This window comes from Methylomonas rivi (assembly GCF_024505165.1).
GTDB lineage: Bacteria > Pseudomonadota > Gammaproteobacteria > Methylococcales > Methylomonadaceae > Methylomonas > Methylomonas rivi.
Window position 1 is genome coordinate 1 of the sequence record NZ_JANIBK010000046.1, and the last position, 17,362, is coordinate 17,362.

Annotated in this window: 17 protein-coding genes; 3 read left to right on the forward strand and 14 right to left on the reverse strand. The window is 54.0% G+C overall.

Translation table 11 applies throughout. From position 1 onward, the window contains the following. From NP596_RS10400 to rsxA, 13 genes are all read right to left on the reverse strand, one after another. Positions 1-302, reverse strand: a 302-nt coding sequence (locus tag NP596_RS10400) for a hypothetical protein (RefSeq protein WP_256615286.1), incomplete at its 3' end; no start/stop codon positions are given. Between the two features lie 149 nt (positions 303-451). Beyond that, positions 452-1,114, reverse strand: coding sequence for a hypothetical protein (locus NP596_RS10405; RefSeq protein WP_256615287.1), 663 nt, complete (start codon positions 1,112-1,114; stop codon positions 452-454). Positions 1,115-1,139: 25 nt separating this feature from the next. Further along, a complete protein-coding gene (locus NP596_RS10410; protein ID WP_256615288.1) occupies positions 1,140-3,272 on the reverse strand; it encodes a tetratricopeptide repeat protein in 2,133 nt (710 codons plus the stop codon). A gap of 314 nt (positions 3,273-3,586) precedes the next feature. Then, on the reverse strand, positions 3,587-4,294 hold the full coding sequence (locus tag NP596_RS10415; protein WP_256615289.1) for a dinitrogenase iron-molybdenum cofactor biosynthesis protein: 708 nt from the start codon (positions 4,292-4,294) through the stop codon (positions 3,587-3,589). Further along, complete coding sequence (locus NP596_RS10420; protein ID WP_256615290.1) at positions 4,291-4,611, reverse strand: rhodanese-like domain-containing protein; 321 nt, start codon at positions 4,609-4,611, stop codon at positions 4,291-4,293. Before NP596_RS10420 ends, NP596_RS10415 begins: the two co-directional genes overlap by 4 nt. A 21-nt stretch (positions 4,612-4,632) precedes the next feature. Then, a complete protein-coding gene (locus tag NP596_RS10425; protein WP_256615291.1) occupies positions 4,633-5,202 on the reverse strand; it encodes a hypothetical protein in 570 nt (189 codons plus the stop codon). 27 nt (positions 5,203-5,229) lie between these two features. Next, the gene (locus tag NP596_RS10430) at positions 5,230-5,505 is read right to left on the reverse strand and encodes an RnfH family protein (protein WP_256615292.1); all 276 of its coding nucleotides are present in this window, start codon (positions 5,503-5,505) and stop codon (positions 5,230-5,232) included. A gap of 12 nt (positions 5,506-5,517) precedes the next feature. Next, positions 5,518-6,231, reverse strand: a complete 714-nt coding sequence (locus NP596_RS10435; protein WP_256615293.1) for an electron transport complex subunit E — start codon at positions 6,229-6,231, stop codon at positions 5,518-5,520. 30 nt (positions 6,232-6,261) lie between these two features. Then, positions 6,262-7,020, reverse strand: a complete 759-nt coding sequence (gene rsxG, locus NP596_RS10440; protein ID WP_256615294.1) for an electron transport complex subunit RsxG — start codon at positions 7,018-7,020, stop codon at positions 6,262-6,264. A gap of 12 nt (positions 7,021-7,032) precedes the next feature. Further along, positions 7,033-8,088 carry an RnfABCDGE type electron transport complex subunit D gene (locus NP596_RS10445; RefSeq protein ID WP_256615295.1) on the reverse strand — a complete coding sequence of 352 codons (1,056 nt, stop codon included), beginning with the start codon at positions 8,086-8,088 and terminating at the stop codon, positions 7,033-7,035. Further along, positions 8,085-9,632: an electron transport complex subunit RsxC gene (rsxC, locus tag NP596_RS10450; RefSeq protein ID WP_256615296.1), complete on the reverse strand. Its 1,548-nt coding sequence runs from the start codon at positions 9,630-9,632 to the stop codon at positions 8,085-8,087. Before rsxC ends, NP596_RS10445 begins: the two co-directional genes overlap by 4 nt. A 13-nt stretch (positions 9,633-9,645) precedes the next feature. Continuing rightward, positions 9,646-10,182, reverse strand: coding sequence for an electron transport complex subunit RsxB (gene rsxB / locus NP596_RS10455; protein WP_256615297.1), 537 nt, complete (start codon positions 10,180-10,182; stop codon positions 9,646-9,648). A 75-nt stretch (positions 10,183-10,257) separates the two neighbouring features. After that, on the reverse strand, positions 10,258-10,839 hold the full coding sequence (rsxA, locus tag NP596_RS10460) for an electron transport complex subunit RsxA (protein WP_256615298.1): 582 nt from the start codon (positions 10,837-10,839) through the stop codon (positions 10,258-10,260). Positions 10,840-11,128: 289 nt separating this feature from the next. On the opposite strand from rsxA, the gene nifL reads away from it, so the two are divergent. The 3 genes from nifL (at position 11,129) to NP596_RS10475 (ending at position 16,266) form a co-directional block, all read left to right on the forward strand. Next, positions 11,129-12,766 carry a nitrogen fixation negative regulator NifL gene (gene nifL / locus NP596_RS10465; protein ID WP_256615299.1) on the forward strand — a complete coding sequence of 546 codons (1,638 nt, stop codon included), beginning with the start codon at positions 11,129-11,131 and terminating at the stop codon, positions 12,764-12,766. Beyond that, a complete protein-coding gene (nifA, locus tag NP596_RS10470) occupies positions 12,759-14,291 on the forward strand; it encodes a nif-specific transcriptional activator NifA (RefSeq protein WP_256615300.1) in 1,533 nt (510 codons plus the stop codon). The genes nifL and nifA overlap by 8 nt, the downstream gene beginning before the upstream one ends. A gap of 241 nt (positions 14,292-14,532) precedes the next feature. Beyond that, entirely contained in the window at positions 14,533-16,266 is a 1,734-nt protein-coding gene (locus tag NP596_RS10475) for an NAD-dependent malic enzyme (protein ID WP_256615301.1), read from the forward strand. Between the two features lie 182 nt (positions 16,267-16,448). On the opposite strand, the gene NP596_RS10480 is transcribed toward NP596_RS10475, so the two are convergent. Continuing rightward, positions 16,449-17,300 carry an SIR2 family protein gene (locus NP596_RS10480; RefSeq protein ID WP_256615303.1) on the reverse strand — a complete coding sequence of 284 codons (852 nt, stop codon included), beginning with the start codon at positions 17,298-17,300 and terminating at the stop codon, positions 16,449-16,451. Between the last annotated feature and the right edge of the window lie 62 nt (positions 17,301-17,362).

Consider the following 17,362-nt stretch of genomic DNA (forward strand, 5'->3'; position numbering starts at 1 on the left):
ATATTGTTCAGTTTGACGGATTCCGAGGATATTCGTATTGTGCGATAAGAGCGCTCCTGTTTGCAGCATGGTAGGTCGACACCGTGTTGCAGATAATTGCCAATATCGTAGTTCATCATCATGCGGTTTCTAACGTAGGCCACTTCGGCGGCCAATTTTTCCAAATCCCACCGATAGCCGACTTCATCGGGCGTGTAACGTAACTCCCGAAATTTACAATCCGCCATATTGTCGTGCCTTTTTAGCATCAACAATAATTCGATCCCGCTATCTGGGGTACGTTTCAGGTGAATTTTTTCCATTTCGGCAAGGTAATGATCAGTATCGTCATACCAGTGACTTGGTAGCCTTACGCTAATGATACCTAAGCGGTCACTTATTTGCTCCGAAGGCAAGTTGGCACAACCCGATAACAGCAGCAATATGACAAGTCGACAAGTCGAATTCTTCATTATTTTTTTGAAGGTTGCTTTAACGTTCCGGCGGGGATGTGAAATTGACTGGAACTTTGCGCTGAATCGCTGTTGGTGCCGTCTATGAGTGGGATGTCCGAGAATTCCGATTTGGATTCTATCGCGGTTTTTAGAGCTGGCGTCAGGCTGGCATAATCGGAACGCCGATAGGCCCGGCTGCTACAAACGGTGTTGTATTGGTTCTGCAGCAGGTTAAGTGCATTTGCCTTATCGTTATAACTGGTTACTGCGGCGTTATGTGCATTGATCTCGCTACGGTTTCGAGTTACGCGCTTATTAAACTCATTGACTTGCTTGCTGTTATTGAATTTAACGCTGTTACGTTCATTTTCCAGGGCTTGGTTTTGCGTCTCCAATTCCCTACTCGCGCCCGCCAACCCAGTACTTTCCGTATGCAGATCCGCCGACTGTTGGCGTATGTTTACAATGTGATGCGCGCAGGCAGTCAACTCTTCCTGAGTCATAGGTTTTACGCCCAGCAGTCCGCTGCCGGATGCGGCATTTTTACCCAAGCTAGGCATTGTAACGATGTCCGGGTCGGGAACTTGTGCCGCAACGGATGATTGTTTGGAGGGCAGAGTCTGGCAGGCGGATAACACAGCAGTTGCTAGCAAAAAAAGTATCGTCGTATTTTGTTGCATAAAATTGATTCCAGGGAGGGGAAAGTTATATCGGCTGCTGGCGTTGCTGGATGCTTGGCTGCGTATCCAGGAAATAGCCGTCACGCCTCTTGATTTTGAAACTGTTGGCGTCGCCGGAACCCGAAGGCTCTATAGTAAATTTGTTCGGCTTGTCGACGAATTTACCGTTTTCCAGCAACAACAATTGTTCGGCGGCTGGTCGGTAACCTTTGCGTGCAGCTTTTTCGGTCCATTGAATGGCTAGTGCGACATCCATGGATTCAACACCGATACCGTGCGCGTACATTTTGCCCAGATTGAACTGAGCCACGGCATTGCCTTGTTCGGCAGCCGTTTTAAAAGCTTTCGCCGCCGCGGTTTCGTCTTTAGCTGTGCCGTGTCCTTCTGCATACATAACGCCCAAAAGAGTCAAAGCATCGGTGTTACTTTGCTCAGCCGCTGCTTTAGCCCATTTAAATGCGGATTCGTAATTCTTGGACGCCGATCCCTCAAGATAATAGCTGCGGGAAAGTTTAAATTGAGCATCGGCATTGCCTTTTTCCGCTTCTGCAATTAATTCTTCTTGGGTGGACAATTTGAAGTAGTCCTCGCGGTCGTCAGATGGCCTCAAAGCAAGGATAACTTTTTTAAAGTGATGCGAATCCTCTTTGACGATACTGCTGCTGTTGGGGTTACTTAAAATTCTTATATCGGGATGAGCAACTTCAACGGCTGATACACCCTGATTTTTGGCCATGACGAACCATTTATTGGCTTCCTTAACGTTTTTGGTAACGCCGAAACCAACACGATGCATCCATCCCAAATTCATCTGTGCCTCGGCATGGTCTTGTTCCGCCGCCGCTTTCAGCCATTTCACCGCCTGCGGCAGGTCTTGCTTGATCTTCAAGCCGTCTCTGTACAGTAACCCCAAATGGTATTGAGCATCGGCAAAACCCTGCTTGGCGGCCAAGGTAAACCATTGTTCGGCCTTTTGTTCGCTTTGTGGTACGCCGTCGCCGTTTAAGTAGCTTAAGCCTAAACTGGCTTGAGCCATTTTGTGGCTTTGTTCTGCTGCCAATCGGTACCACTTGACGGCTTCGGTCTGGTCTTGGGTTACGCCAAGGCCCAAACGATAAAAGTTGCCGAGGTTATTTTGTGCCTTGGACAAGCCTTGTTCGGCCGCCAAACGATACCATTTGGCGGCTTGCCGGTGGTCGGTTTCCACACCTTTGCCTTGTTCGAACATGACTCCCAGCGCCGCCTGCGCATCTCTTTGCCCTTGCGCTGCCGCCTTGGCATACCATTTTCGGGCTTCCGTATAATCCCGTTCTACGCCATGACCCTCAAAATACATGGCTCCCAGGTTTTGTTGCGCGGAGACATAACCTTGGTTCGCCGCTAATCGGAATAGCTTTTCGGCCTCGGCGTAACTTTGCCGAACGCCATTACCCAGATAGTACAAGGTGCCCAAATCTGTCTGTGCCTGCGCCAAACCTTGGTTAGCCGATAAACTCAGCCAGCGTAGGGCTTCGGCAATTTGCTGATTGTCGCGGTAGATCATCCCCAAATTGTATTGCGCTTCCTTATGGCCTTGCCCGGCCGCGATGCGGTATAAGCGGATGGCTTCCTTACTGTCGGTTTTCACACCATGCCCCAATTGGTACATAACGCCTAAATTCGCCAAAGCCCCGGCATGGCCTTGATCGGCTGCGGCAAGATACCATCTGCGCGCTTGGGTGTAATCCTGCTCAACACCGCGCCCTTCGCCATGAATGGCACCCAGTGTCATTTGTGCTTCTGCATATCCTTGTTCCGCCGCCAGTTGGTACCATTTTATCGCTTCAGCGAGGTCGGCCGTCACGCCCAAACCTTTCTCGTATATAACGCCAATATTATTTTGCGATTCTGGATAATTTTGCGTTGCGGCCAGTTGATACCATTGCAAGGCTTTCTGGTAGTCCTGAATAACACCCAAACCGTTTTGATTCATGACGCCGAGGTTATGTTGCGCTTTTTTGTCGCCACTTTCGGCCAGCGGACGCCATAAACCAACTGCGGTAATAAAATCGTTCCTGGCAGCAGCTTTTGCGCCTTCTTCGAAATCGCCAGCCAGCGTACAGCGGACCAAAGCCAGACAGAGAAAAGGAATGGTTCCGTATTGTAAGAAAAATTTCATGCTTAAAATGTGGGATAAAACATCGTAAAATTGTGTTTTTATTTGGATGCAATGACGTTTAGTCACTAACAGTAATCCTACTTATTAGGATTCTAGGAGAGATATATTGCAATTCGATGACAAAACTTTAACCTTGCTATGGACATATATTTCAAAGCAATGAACTGCCAATCTTTCAAGCTAAATGGAGAGTAGGCTGCGGAATCAGCAAATATGCGATCGGCATGGGCGGAGCTTGAAAGCTAGAAAAGGTCCGACGGAGAGTTTCAAGCCGGGTTTGCGAATGCACAAACCCGGCTTGATGAAATCAGGCTTTATTCATGCGCCACAAAACGTTTTCTTTCCTCGGCGCCGCGGCCCAAGGCTTTGGCCATCCAGGGCGGAGCGGCGTCGAACACGCTTTGGAATTCGGTCAGTTTATCCACTGCCTCTATTACATCCGGCACTTTGATCGGGTAGATGTCGGCGCGGATGACCTTGGCCGCGGCCGGGCCGCCGATGGATTGCACGAACAGCACATGGCAATCCTCTATCAAGGTGGCGCGGAACAGGTTGCGGTCGTCGGCATTGTCGGCTTCTATGGTGGAGCGGATGTCGATCAGCCGGCATTCGTTGCGGGACAATTGATACACCAGAAAGCGGATGCAGGAACCGAAATGGCCGTTCAGCAAGGCGCCGCTATTGGATGCCACGGCCACCCGGATCGATTCCGGAATGTCGCCGTCTTTATAGGGTTGAATCTCCGGCAGGCCTTCGTCTTCGTCTTCCTCGCCCCATAGATAGCGCACGGCCAGTTTGATATTGGCCAGGCCAATGCCGATGTCTTCGCCGTCTTCTTCGCCGTCCAGACTGCCGATGCCGGTTTTCAGATTGGTGACGGTGATGGATTTCAGCTTTTCGTCGTCCAGCGGCGAGCCGACTTTTTCATGCAGAATGCCGATCAGTTGCGGGACGTCTACGCCGGGCAGGACGCGCGTTGCCAGCGCGATACGTAAGGCCAGTTCTCGCGATAATTGATTCATAAATCACCTGTAGGTTTGTGATGTTCCTTCCAGCCGGCATAGCCGCCCGCCAGACTGTAGACTTGTTTGAAGCCGAAATCGCAAAACATCTCCGCCAGATGCTCGCTGGCGTGGCCGAAATAGCAGTAAATCAGCATATCCCTGGCCTTGTCGCCTTTTTTGATCAAGCTGTCGCGCAGTTGTTCATGCACGTGCATGGCGTTGTCGATATGGCCGGCGCGGTAGTCCTTTAATTCCCGGCAATCCAGGATTAAAGGGTTGGCGTCGGCGATGAGCTTTTCCGCCGCATCGGCGGTGACTGTTTTGAACGGCTTCATAATGGCTTACCTGTTTTAGGTTTAAACCGGACCCACGGCGGCGGATTTCTTGACCACTATGGTTTTGGCCAAGGCGTCTTCGAAGCTGAGCGTTTCGCCTTTGGCTTTGTAGCTTTTGGCGGCTTCATAGACGGTGACCACTTTGTCTTCGGCGGATTGCCCCTTCAAATCGGCTTTTTCGATATACACCGTTTCCATGGTCTCATTCCAGACCATGCCTTCCTTGTAAGGCAGCAGCCTGAAGGTGACGCCTTCCAGTTCGATCTGCATCGCTGTTTCGATGTTTTCCACGTAAAACAGGGTCACGGTGTCCGGGCTCAGGAATTGTTTGTAATTCTCGAGAAAGATGCTGATGTGTTGCAACTCGCCGAACAGGCCGTTCAGAAAAATAAATTTATCGCTGCCGGCCAGAACAGCGGTTTGGTGCAACAATAATTCGGGCGGTTTGCGGTCTGTTGTCGAACCTTCGCGGAATGAACCTTGAATCAATACCAAGTCGCCCCGGTAGGCCCAAACGCCTTTTTCGCTGGTTTCGCCCAACACGTTGGTAATGAAGGTCAAACCTTGTTTGTCCAAGTCTTCGAGTAGCATGGAGTGTCTCCTGTTTAAAAAATTCGGTTAATCCGCATCGACGTCGACGCGGCGTCTTTGCACTTGCTGCGGGTCGGCGGTGATTTTGCGGTAAATTTCCACCCGGTCGCCTTCCTTGACCGGTGCATCAAGCTTGGCCAACTTGCCGAAGATGCCGACTTTCTGGCTGGTCAAATCGATATGCGGATATTGTTTAAGCACCCCGGACAACTCGATGGCCTGTTGTACGCTGCTGCCTTCGGGCACTTCCAGGCGTACCCATAGTTGCCGGTCGGCTTCCGCGTAACACACCCCTACGTTCATGGCTGGTCTCCGTTAACTGTCTTGTTCGGCTAATTGCAGGTTGTCGATCACCGCGCCCGGCGTTTGTTTTTCGGCGGCTTTTTTATCCAGCAGGCGCTTGGCGGCCACCATAAAGCCCAGCATGATGAAGCCGCCGGGCGGCAGGACCATTAATAAAAAGCCCTTGTATTCGGGGATGACGGTCAATTCCATAAACCGGAAACTTTCGCCCAACAACACGGAGGCGTTGGCAAACAGGGTGCCGGCGCCGCTGATTTCGCGGGCCGCGCCCAATACCACCATGGCCAGGGTAAAACCGACCCCCATCATCAGGCCGTCCCACATTGACGGCATTAAAGGCTGTTTGGAGGCAAAGGCTTCGGCGCGGCCCAGAATGACGCAATTGGTGACGATTAAGGGGATGAACAAACCCAACACCTTGTGCAATTCGTGCATCCAGGCGTTCAAAAACAGGTCCACCAAGGTCACCAGGGCGGCAATCAACAGCACGAAAATCGGAATGCGGATTTCCGCCGGAATCAAGTGGCGATTAAAGGAAACCGCCGCATTGGAGGCGACCATCACTACCATGGTCGCCAATCCCATGCCCAAGCCGTTGGTGGCGGTACCGGTTACCGCCAATAACGGGCACAGAGCCAGATTTTGGGTCAGCACTACGTTGTTGTCCCACAGGCCGTCTTTGGCGATTTTCCGGTAGGGTTCCGAGAAGAGCGTGTTCAATGTCATGCGAGTGTCTCCCAAATTCGGGGGCGCAAATTATTGCGCGCCGGTTGTTTCCGTTGCAGTTTTGCCGGTGCCCACAAGTTGCGCTCTATGGGTTTGATAAAAATCCAAGCCGCGTTTGATGGCCTGAACCACTTTGCGCGGGGTAATGGTGGCGCCGGCAAATTGATCGAACACACCGCCGTCCTTTTTGACCGCCCATTGCGATGCAGTCAGGTTGTCCAACGATTTACCGTTAAAACCCAGCACCCATTGGGATTTGGCGAGTTCGATTTTGTCGCCCAGACCGGGGGTTTCGACATGGGCGATAACCCGCACCCCCAGAATTTCGCCTTGGCTGTTCACGCCCATCACCAAGCTGATCGGACCGGCGTAGCCGTCCGGGGCGATGAATTTGAAACAGACCGCCGACACGCTACCGGCTTTTTTGGCCAGATAAACCGTGGTTTCCGCCGCGCCGATATTGTGCTCGGCCGAAGGCAGGGTGATGGTGTCTTGCAGCAGATTGTTGTCGTATAAATCGGCCGGTACCACGGCTTCCAGGCTGGCTTTTAAATCTTCATCCAGGCGCTGTTGAATCGCATCGCGGGTGGCCAAGTCCGCAAAACCCAGCAAAACGCTGGCCAGCAAGGCAAATACCGCCAACACGCCGGCCTGATAACTTAATTTTGGCCGCCACAGCGCCAGATTGTCCGGCGCCAGGAAAGCCAGCAATTTTTGCTTGGTGCCCGCGGGTCTTTCCGCCTTGGCCGGTTCGGCGGCGGGTTGTTCGTGTACGGGGTCGGAACTCATGGCGATTCTCTGCTAGCTGACGTCTATGGGTTTGCCGTTACGGTAACGCCCGTAAATGCGGGGGCGAATGTAATGGTCGATTAACGGGGTGACCGCGTTCATCAACAAAACGGCAAACCCGGTGCCTTCCGGATAACCGCCCCAGCTGCGGATGATGAAAATAAGCGCTCCGCAACCGGCGCCGAAAATCGCTTGACCTACCGGTGTGTTAGGGGAAGTGACGTAATCGGTGGCGATGAAAAACGCCACCAGCATCACCGCGCCGGAATTCAAATGTACCCACGGGCCCAGGTAATGCTGACTGTCGATCAGGTGGAACAGGCTGGACAGCAAGGCGATGCTGATTAACAGCGACAGCGGAATCTGCCATTGGATGATACCTTCGCGCATCAACCATAGTCCGCCCAACAAAATCAACAGCGTGGAAGTTTCGCCCAGACTGCCGCGTTCCCAGCCGATGAAAGCCAAAATGCCGGAATAGTCGTGTAACAGGCCCGGCAGGGTTTGCTGCAGGGAAAAGCCGGTTTTCACGGCGCCCAGTGTGGTGGCACCGGTCACGCCGTCCGCATCGGCCAGGCCGGAAAAGGTGATGGCCAGACTGTCGAGGATGCCGGGTCCTAGCAAAATCGGCTCGACATTCACCCAGGTGGTCATCTCGATCGGAAACGAAATCAGCAAGGCTACCCTGGCCAGCATGGCCGGATTGAACAGATTTTGTCCCAAGCCGCCGTATACCTGTTTGCCCAGGATGATGGCGATCGCCGCGCCCACCACGCCTATCCACCAAGGCGCCCAAGGCGGTAGCGTCATGGCCACCAATAGGCCGGTCAGAACGGCGGAACCGTCCCGTAAATACGGCGCGGCGGCCACGCCTTTTAATTTCAGGCAAAAGGCTTCGAACAGCAGCGCGGAAAAAACCGTCACGGTGCACAAATACAAGGCCGGCCAGCCGAAGATAAGAATTCCCCATGCCGTGGCCGGTAGCAGCGCGACAATCACTTTACGCATAATGCTGTCTACGCTACGAACGGCGACGACATGCGGGCCGCTGACGGGTTTGATGCTCATCGGACTTCCTCCGCTGTGTCGGCTTTGCTAATACTTTGCTGGGCCTGTTGCGCCTGCTGGGCCTTTTGTTTGGCCAACTCCTGTTCCCGTGTTCTGGCCGCGCGCGCTTCCATCACCCGGCGGGCCTCTTCTTCCTGTTCCAGACGGATGCGCTCCATGCGTTGGTTGCGGTCGTCCATCAGGCGTTTGGTTTGTTCGGATTTATGTTCCATCTGCTGGCGTTTATATAACTCACCGGAGGCGAACTTGAAGTAATGCACCAACGGAATATTGGACGGGCAGACGTAGGAACAACTGCCGCAATTGATGCAATCCTTCAAACCCAGGTCCACGGCGGAGTCCAGCTGATTGGCGCGGATGCGGCTGGCCATTTCCAGCGGCAACAAACCGACCGGGCAAGCCGTCACGCAGGTGGAACAGCGGATACAGGGTTTGACTTCCGGTATTTCGATATCCTGTTCGGATAAAGCCAAAATGCCGTTACAGGCTTTAACCACCGGCACTTCGCTGATGGGCAGTGCATCGCCCATCATCGGCCCGCCCATGATCAAACGGGCAACCTGGCTTTTATCGACCGCGCAGAAATCCAGCACTTCGGACATCAATGTGCCGATCAATACTTCCACGTTTTGCGGTTTGGCCACCGCGCTGCCGGACACGGTAACCACCCGGGTAATCAGCGGCTGGTTCAGGCATACCGCGCGATAGACGGCATGGGCGGTGGCAACGTTGTGTATCACCACGCCGATATCGGTGGCGCGGCCGTCGGCGGGAATTTCCCGGCCGGTCAGGTAGCGCAGCATTTGCCTGTCCCAACCCATCGGATAACGGGTGGGAACCTGCACTACGTTGATATTGGCGAATTCGGCGCAAGCCTCGCGCATGGCTATAAAGGCTTCCGGTTTGTTGTCTTCGATACCGACGGTGGCTTCCGGCGCATTCATGCCGCGCAGCATCAAGCGGATGCCGGTGACGATTTCGCCGGCCCGTTCCTGCATCAACCTGTCGTCGCAAGTCAGATAGGGTTCGCATTCGCCGGCATTGATCAACAGGGTATGAATTTTATTCTTGCGGCCCAAATCCAGTTTCACCGCCGAGGGAAATACCGCACCGCCCAAGCCGACCACGCCGGCCGCGCCGACCAGGGCGCAGATTTCTTCGGCCGGCAGCGCGAACGGATCGTCGGGCGCCTTAAGGGGCTGCCATTGGTCCAGGCCATCGGTCTCTATGATGATGGTGCGGATCGGCAGGGCGGACGGGTGCGGGGCCGGAAAATCCATGACGTCGGCAATCTCGCCGGAACTGGGGGCATGTACCGGCGCGGAAATGGTGCCCTGGCTATAAGCCAGCAACTGGCCTTTCAATACTTTTTCGCCGACTTTGACCAAGGGCTCGGCCGGTTTGCCGACGTGTTGCTGTACCGGGATATACAGCTTTTTCGGCAGCGGCATATCCAATGCGATCGGTACGCCCGAGGTTTCGGCCTTGTGCTCTTCGGCATGGACGCCGCCGCGCAGCCGGGGATTTTCGAATAAAGCCAGCATGCAGGTTCTCCGGTTAAGCCGCCGCCATGGGTTTCGGCCAGCGCCAATCGCGCAGGGTCACCTCGATCGGATGCATTTGCAGACATTCGGTTGGGCAGACGTTGACGCATTTTTCGCAGCCTATGCAGGCGTCGGCCACCACGGCGTGAATTTGTTTGGCCGCGCCGACGATGGCGTCGGTGGGGCAGACTTTAAAGCAGCGGGTGCAGCCGGTGCAGGTGTCTTCGCTGACGCGGGCCACCATGGGTTCGGCATCCTTGGCTTGGCTCAAATCGACCTCCACGCCCAGCAGTTTCGCCAACTGTTCCACCAGCGATGTGCCGCCGGGCGGGCACAGCGTAACCGGCGCCGATCCCGACACCACCGCTTCGGCGGCGGGCCGGCAACCGGGGAATCCGCATTGGCCGCATTGCGAACCCGGCATCAGGGCTTCCACCTTTTCGATCAAGGGGTCGGATTCCACCCGCAGGTATTTGGCGGCGATGCCCAGGCTCAAGCCCAGGAACAAACCCAATGCGGTCAGGATGACGATGGCTGATAGAATGTACATAGTCCGTCTCTGTGGTTCAGAATATGCCGGCGGCGGTAAAGTTGTCGCGAACCTTACGATTCAAGACTGCCCGTTTCATTTGGTATAAAGTCCGGCAAAACCCATAAACGCCAGGGACAATATGCCGGCGGTGATGAATGCGATCGGCGTGCCCGAAAAAAGAGCCGGTACAGCCATCAACGCCAGGCGTTCACGGAGACCGGCAAATAGCACCATCACCAGGGTAAAACCCATTGCCGCGCCAAAGCCGAACATCAGGCTTTGCACGAAGTTATAGCGTTCCTGGATGTTAAGCAGCGCCACGCCCAGAACCGCGCAATTGGTGGTAATCAAAGGCAAAAAGATGCCCAAGACCTGATACAGAACCGGGCTGGTTTTGTGTATCACCATTTCGGTGAACTGCACCACTGCGGCAATCACCAAAATAAAACCCAGTACCCGTAAAAATCCGATATCGAAGGGTATCAGCAGGCGATGTTCCAATACCCAGCTGGCGGCCGAGGCCAGGGTCAACACGAATGTAGTAGCCAGCCCCATGCCCAAGGCGGAATCGAGTTTGTTGGAAACGCCCATAAAAGGACATAAACCCAAAAACTTTACCAACACCACATTGTTGACTAATGCTGTACCCAGAATCAGCAGGAAGTATTCGCCCATTGCCTTTATACCCAGTTGTTTGTAAACGATTCAGCATCATCTATGCCAACAATCTCTGTAAGGTTAAATGGGCAGATTTAGTGCATTTGCGGTCTGCCGCGGTGCGGATGAGCTGTACCAAACAACACACATGCCGAAGAGGGGGCTTGAGAATTGTCGTAAAGGCTACAAAATCCCGAGATAAATAAGGGTTTTGGCTGCGCGGATTTGTTACAAAGCCCCAAATAAAAAATATTGGCGTTTAATTTGCTAATAAATGTATAGTCGGTTCAATCAATCAGAGTCAGCAATGAGCAAAACTACACCGGATTTTCTACCAGACCAGATCGCGGCCGAAGTGGCCGACTTGATCGCACCGGGCGCCGGTTCGCTCAATTCCGATAAGGCGGGGAGGGAAAAACCGCAAACCGTACCCCTATCGCTGTTCGTGGCTTCGGTTGAGCAAGCCCCCATCGCGATTTCCATTACCGACAAAAAAGCCAACATCCTTTATATCAATAACGCCTTTACCCAGGTCACCGGCTATCTGGCCGCCGAAATTCTGGGGCAGAACGAATCCAAACTGTCCGACAAATGCACGCCCCGGCAGGTGTATTACGACCTCTGGCACACCATTTCCCGCAAGCAAGTCTGGCATGGTCAACTGGTTAACCGGCGCAAGCAGGGGCAGCGCTATCTGGCCGATCTGACTATCGCGCCGATGCTGGACGAGCACGGCGCCATCAGCCATTACATCGGCATGCATCGCGATGTCACCCAGGCGCATTACGCGGAGCAACAGGTCAACAACCAGAAGCAATTGATCGAGTCGGTTTTGAACGCCTCGCCGGTGGCCATGGTGGTGCTGGACAGCGATAACCGCATCGTGCTGGATAACCAGATGTATAAAATGCTGATCAGCGAACTGGGCTATGCCGAGCCGGCCTTGTTTTTTTTGGATGCCCTGCAACAGGACATGGGCGATTTATGGGCGACGCTGGCCAGTCAGCCGCAAGGTTTTACCAACCGCGAGATCAGGGTCGAGGGTATAGGCCGCCGGGGTACCCGCTGGTTTTCCTGCTCCGGCAACTGGTTTTGCGAAAACGGCACCGAGGCCGATAACTTTTTCTCCCGGGAGTCCAGTAATTACCTGCTATTGACGATTAACGACATCAGCCTGCAGCGCAGCCAGCAAGAGAAACTGCAAATGCATACCCTGCGGCAATTGATGGCCGAAGAAGAGCATATGCGCAGCATCCGCGAAACCCTGCTGGGCGCCATGCACCAGATTCGCCAACCCTTGAATCAGATCGGCGCCGCCATTCAGATCATGAGCCAGCGCAACGACAGCCAAAATCAGTCCTTGAAGGACTTGTTGAATCAGGTGCAAGCCAGGGGCGAGGAAACCTTGGAAACCTTGCGGCGCTGCGTGCCCGAAATTCCGGAAACCGCCGTGACCTCGGTCAACATCAACCAACTGCTGCATGAAACGATGCTGCTGCACAGTCAAAAATTTCTGGCCAACGGGGTGGTGGTGGATTGGCTACCCAATCCGGTGTTGCCGTCCGTGCTCGGTTCGGCCAATAAATTACGCATGCTATTCAAACAGCTCATCGATAACGCGGTCAATGCGATGAACCGGGGCGGCTGTAACGAACGGCTGATCAATATCAGCACCGGCGTGGAGCACGACTGGGTGCGGGTAGCCATAGCCGACAGCGGTCCCGGCATTCCGGCCAATCAGCGCCAAAAAGTTTTCGAACCGTTTTTTAGTACCCACCAAAACCTGGGCGGCGCGCAGGCCGGGATGGGCCTGGTGATGGTCAGAGAAATCGTCAGCCAACATGGCGGCATTATCGAGATCGATCCGGATTATACCGGCGGTTGCCGTTTCAATATCAGCTTTCCCTGCCAACAACATTCGCTGGGAGTAAGCATTCATGAATGATCGCGCCACACTGGTCGAGTCGGAACTGGACACGCTGTTTCTGGTGAGCCAGCTTCTCAACAGCACGCATGATATGCGTAACAAACTCAAGGGTATTTTGGAGATTTTGCACAAACGCTCCGGCTTGCATTTCGGCATGATCACGCTGCGCGACATCGACGACGACAGCATGAGCATCTGCGAGATTTACGGCGACGGCATAGACCGCAGTGTACGTTACCAGCCCGGCGAGGGCTTGGTGGGCGCCATTCTGGACGAGGGCTGCACCATTGTGGTGGAGCGCATCGCCGACGAGCCGCGTTTTTTGAGCCGCTTGGGCGTTTATAACCCGGATTTGCCTTTTATCGGTTCGCCGCTGGCGGTCGAACAAGGCGAAGTGGTGGGCATTTTGGCGGCGCAACCCTGCGATACGAGCTTTCTGGGCGAACGGGCCCGGTTTCTGGAAATGGTGGCCAATCTGATCGCCCACAGCGTCAATTCGGTGCGGGCCATGGAGCGTAAGCAAACCGAACTGGTCAACGAGCGGGATTTTCTGAAACAGGCCTTGGTCAAGAATTACCGGTTCGAGAATATCATCGGCCATTCCGAACCCATGCTGAAAGTGTTCGACATCATCCGCCAGGTGGCCAAATGGCACACCACGGTGCTGATTCGCGGCGAATCCGGTACCGGTAAGGAAGTGGTGGCCAATGCCATTCATTTTAATTCCAACTGCGCCAGCGGGCCGTTTTTGAAACTCAATTGCGCGGCCTTGCCGGATACCTTGCTGGAGTCGGAATTGTTCGGCCACGAAAAAGGCGCCTTCAGCGGCGCCATCGGTCAACGCAAGGGCCGGTTCGAGTTGGCCGACAACGGCACCTTGTTTCTGGACGAAGTCGGGGAGATTTCCGCCTCGTTTCAGGCCAAATTGTTGCGGGTACTGCAAGAAGGCGAGTTCGAACGGGTCGGCGGGGTCAGGACTTTGAAAGTCAACGTGCGCATCATCGCCGCCACCAACCGTAACCTGGAAAAAGACGTGGCGGACGGCCTGTTCCGGGAGGATTTGTACTACCGGCTCAATGTGATGCCGATCAACATGCCGCCCTTGCGCGACCGCATCGAGGATATTCCGGAATTGGCGGCGTTTTTATTAAACCGGATTTCCAAGCAGCAAGGCGGCCGGCCATTGGAGCTTAAGGAAAGCGCGCTACGGATTTTGATGAAACACAACTGGTCGGGCAACGTGCGGGAACTGGAAAACCGCCTGGAACGCGCCGCCATCATGAGCCAGGGCGGCATTATCGACCGGGACGTCATCATCAGCACCGGCCTGGAAGACGAAATCAGCTTCAACCGTCCGCAGCAGTCCGCGCCGATCCGGATGATGGATCTGCACGATGAAGAACTGGATGAGCGCGAACGGGTTATAGCCGCGCTGGAACAATGCGGTTGGGTGCAGGCCAAGGCGGCCCGCTTGCTGGATATGACGCCGCGGCAAATTGCCTATCGAATTCAGACTTTGAATATCAGCGTCAAGCAGATCTAGCCGAACCGACCTCTGCTTTATGTCAGGGTTTCGTCAAAAATAATATCCCCGTATTTTAGGGGATGGTTGCCGGTAGGAGGGGCTTTAGCCCCGAGCAAGGCGCTCATCGCGGCTAAAGCCACTTCGAAGGCAATATATTTCGGTAAGTTGTTTCCAACCATATCCTAATTCGTATAGAAATAGCCGCTTGCCTCAGGCTGCTGATTTACATGCGGTTCACTCTTACTTCAGGATGCTGTGAATGCCAAAATTAAGCGAGTACTTTGATTATCGACTGGACGCCGAGGGTAATCCCTATCTGGAAGTGGCGCTACGCGGCAGTTTGTTGTTGAGGCTGCCGGCCATCAATAAAGGCACGGCGTTTTCTATTGATGAGCGCGTGGCGTTAGGTTTGGATGGGCTGTTGCCGCCCCAGGTTAGAACGCTTGAGCAGCAACTGGACGCCCTCTACCTGAATTATTTAGGCCAGCCGAACGACATTGCCAAATATCAGTTTCTGCGGGCAGTCCACGACCGCACGGATGTGTTGTTTTTTGCGTTGCTGGAAAGGCATCTGGAAGAAATGGTGCCTATCGTTTATACGCCCACGATCGGCTTGGTGGTTAAACAATTCAGTTCCTTGTTTAACACGCCGCGCGGTTTGACGTTATCGGTAGATAATATTGACCGTGTCGACAGTGTGCTGGAGCACTACCCGATGCAGGACATTCGCATGATTGTGGTGACCGACGCATCGGCGATACTGGGTATCGGCGACCAGGGCATGGGCGGTTTGGCGATTTGTATCGGTAAGCTGTCTTTGTATACGGCCGGCGGCGGTTTGTGTCCTTTTCAAACCTTACCGGTTAACCTGGATGTGGGCACTGATAGAGACGAGCTGGTGAATAATCCCACCTATTTGGGGGTTCGGAGCAAGCGTCTGCAGGATGGGGCGTATTGGGAAGTGGTGGATAAATTTGTCGCCGCCGTCCGTAAAAAATGGCCGAAAGCCATTATTCAATGGGAAGACTTTGCCAAGCACGTGGCTTTCGATGTGTTGGAACGCTACAGGCAGCAAATTCCCTGTATCAATGACGATATTCAGGGTACCGGGGCGATGGCGTTGGCGGGTTTGATTCTGGCTTGCCGGCAAAAAGGCGAAGAGCTGACTCAGCAGACGGTGGTCGTAGTCGGCGCCGGTGCGGGCGGCATCGGTGTTGCCAGTGCGATCATGCAAGGTCTGATCCGGGCGGGTTTGTCGCCAGAGCAGGCGCTTAAGCAACTTTTTGTGGTGGATGCGCATGGTCTGGTTCTGGCCGAGTCGACTACCGAAGATTACAAATTACCCTTGGCTCACGATAAACGGATTTATCAAGAGTGGCCGATAAAGCCCGATCACATTCCGAGTTTGCTGGAAGTGGTGGCGAACGCCAAGGCAGGCGTATTGATCGGTCTGTCCGGCGTGGCCGGTTTGTTTACCGAAGCCATTATCAAAACCATGTCCGCAAATCATCAGCGGCCTATCGTGTTTCCGTTATCCAATCCCAACGACAACTGCGAAGCCACGCCCCGGGACATATTGGAGTGGACGAACGGACAGGCCATTGTGGCTACCGGCAGTCCGTTCGCGGATGTCGACTATCAAGGGCGGCGCTATCGGATTGCCCAAGGCAACAATGCCTTTATTTTTCCGGGCTTGGGATTTGCAGCGGTGCTGGCGGAATGCAGCCGTATCAGCGAGGCCATGGTGCAAGAGGCGGCGTACGCATTGGCGGATTATACCGAGCGGCATTGGCTGTCGGCCGGGCTGATTTTTCCGCCGATCTCCGATTTGCGAAACGTCAGCATGTACGTGGCGACCCGGGTGTTGGCAAAAGCCTTGGAAGACGGTTCCGCCTGTCGCACCGATTTGAGTGCAATCGACCTGGAGGCCTATATCAAAGCCAATGTCTGGCAAGCCAAGCATTTGCCGGTCAAATACGCGGCCGCCGACTAAATTGGTTGAGCATGCGGGTTCTCCCACGTACGGGAGGGTGTCGTAAAAGTAATGATGTAGATTGGGCCGGGCGCGGCGAAGCCCAAAAAAATCAGCATGTTGGGCTTCATTGCATTCAGTCCTACCTTTTGCGACAGCCTCTACGGCGTGGGAGCGGTAGTAACGGTCATCGTAAAGATGCGTCAGGCCGCCTGGCGGGTTTGCACTTGTTCCAGCAACTCCTTGCAATCGGCTTCGATCAATTTAAAGCCCAACTTTCCGGCAAAGCGCTTTTCCTTGTCGGTTGGATTTTTACGTAAAAACCAGCCCCGGTGCTCGTCGGCGTCGTAGGTGATGTCGCTCATGACCATGCGTTCCGAGTCGCGGTTTAACGGCAGGCCGATCAACAGATATTTTTTGCCTTTACGGTATTCCTTTAAAAAATCCGGAATGGCAAAGCCGCCCATTAATTCGGTGATGTAATCGACGTAGTCGGCATCCGAGGCCACGTAGTTGGATTCCGGTCTGGGCGTGCCCATCGGTTTGAAGAGGATGGGCAGCTTTTTATCGACCTGATTTTGTTCGACTTGAAAATAACTCTGGCCGTCGTATTGATAGATTTTAAAACGAAAGTCGTTTCCGACCACGCGCGCCAAGCCGACAATCAGCGTGTGCTCTTCATCGGCATAGCTGTCTTGCAGTTGGGTGTCGCGGTTGATGTCCACCACAAAATTGGGTTTCCATTCCGCCAGCCAGTCGTGAATGGCGGCCCGGCTGTATTTTGTATCCCGATATGTTTTATCCAGAAACTGGCCGAGGAAATTGCGGCCGCGTTTCAGTTCCTGATTCATGGCCGCGCGCGGAAATTCGTACATTAATTTCGGCGCCATCGGTTTGCCGCCGTTCATGGCTAAAATCAGGCTGTCGCTGTCGGCGGGCATCGGCGAGCCGTTGATTTTGCTGACGGCGTCGAACAATACCCCCGGCCCCAGATAAGGCACGACTTGATTGTCATAAAGGCCGCTGAGGATCTCGGAAAATACGGAATCGGACATGGAAAAACTCCTAATGAATAACGAATGCTTATTCATCCAAAGCAATATTCAATCCAGTTTTG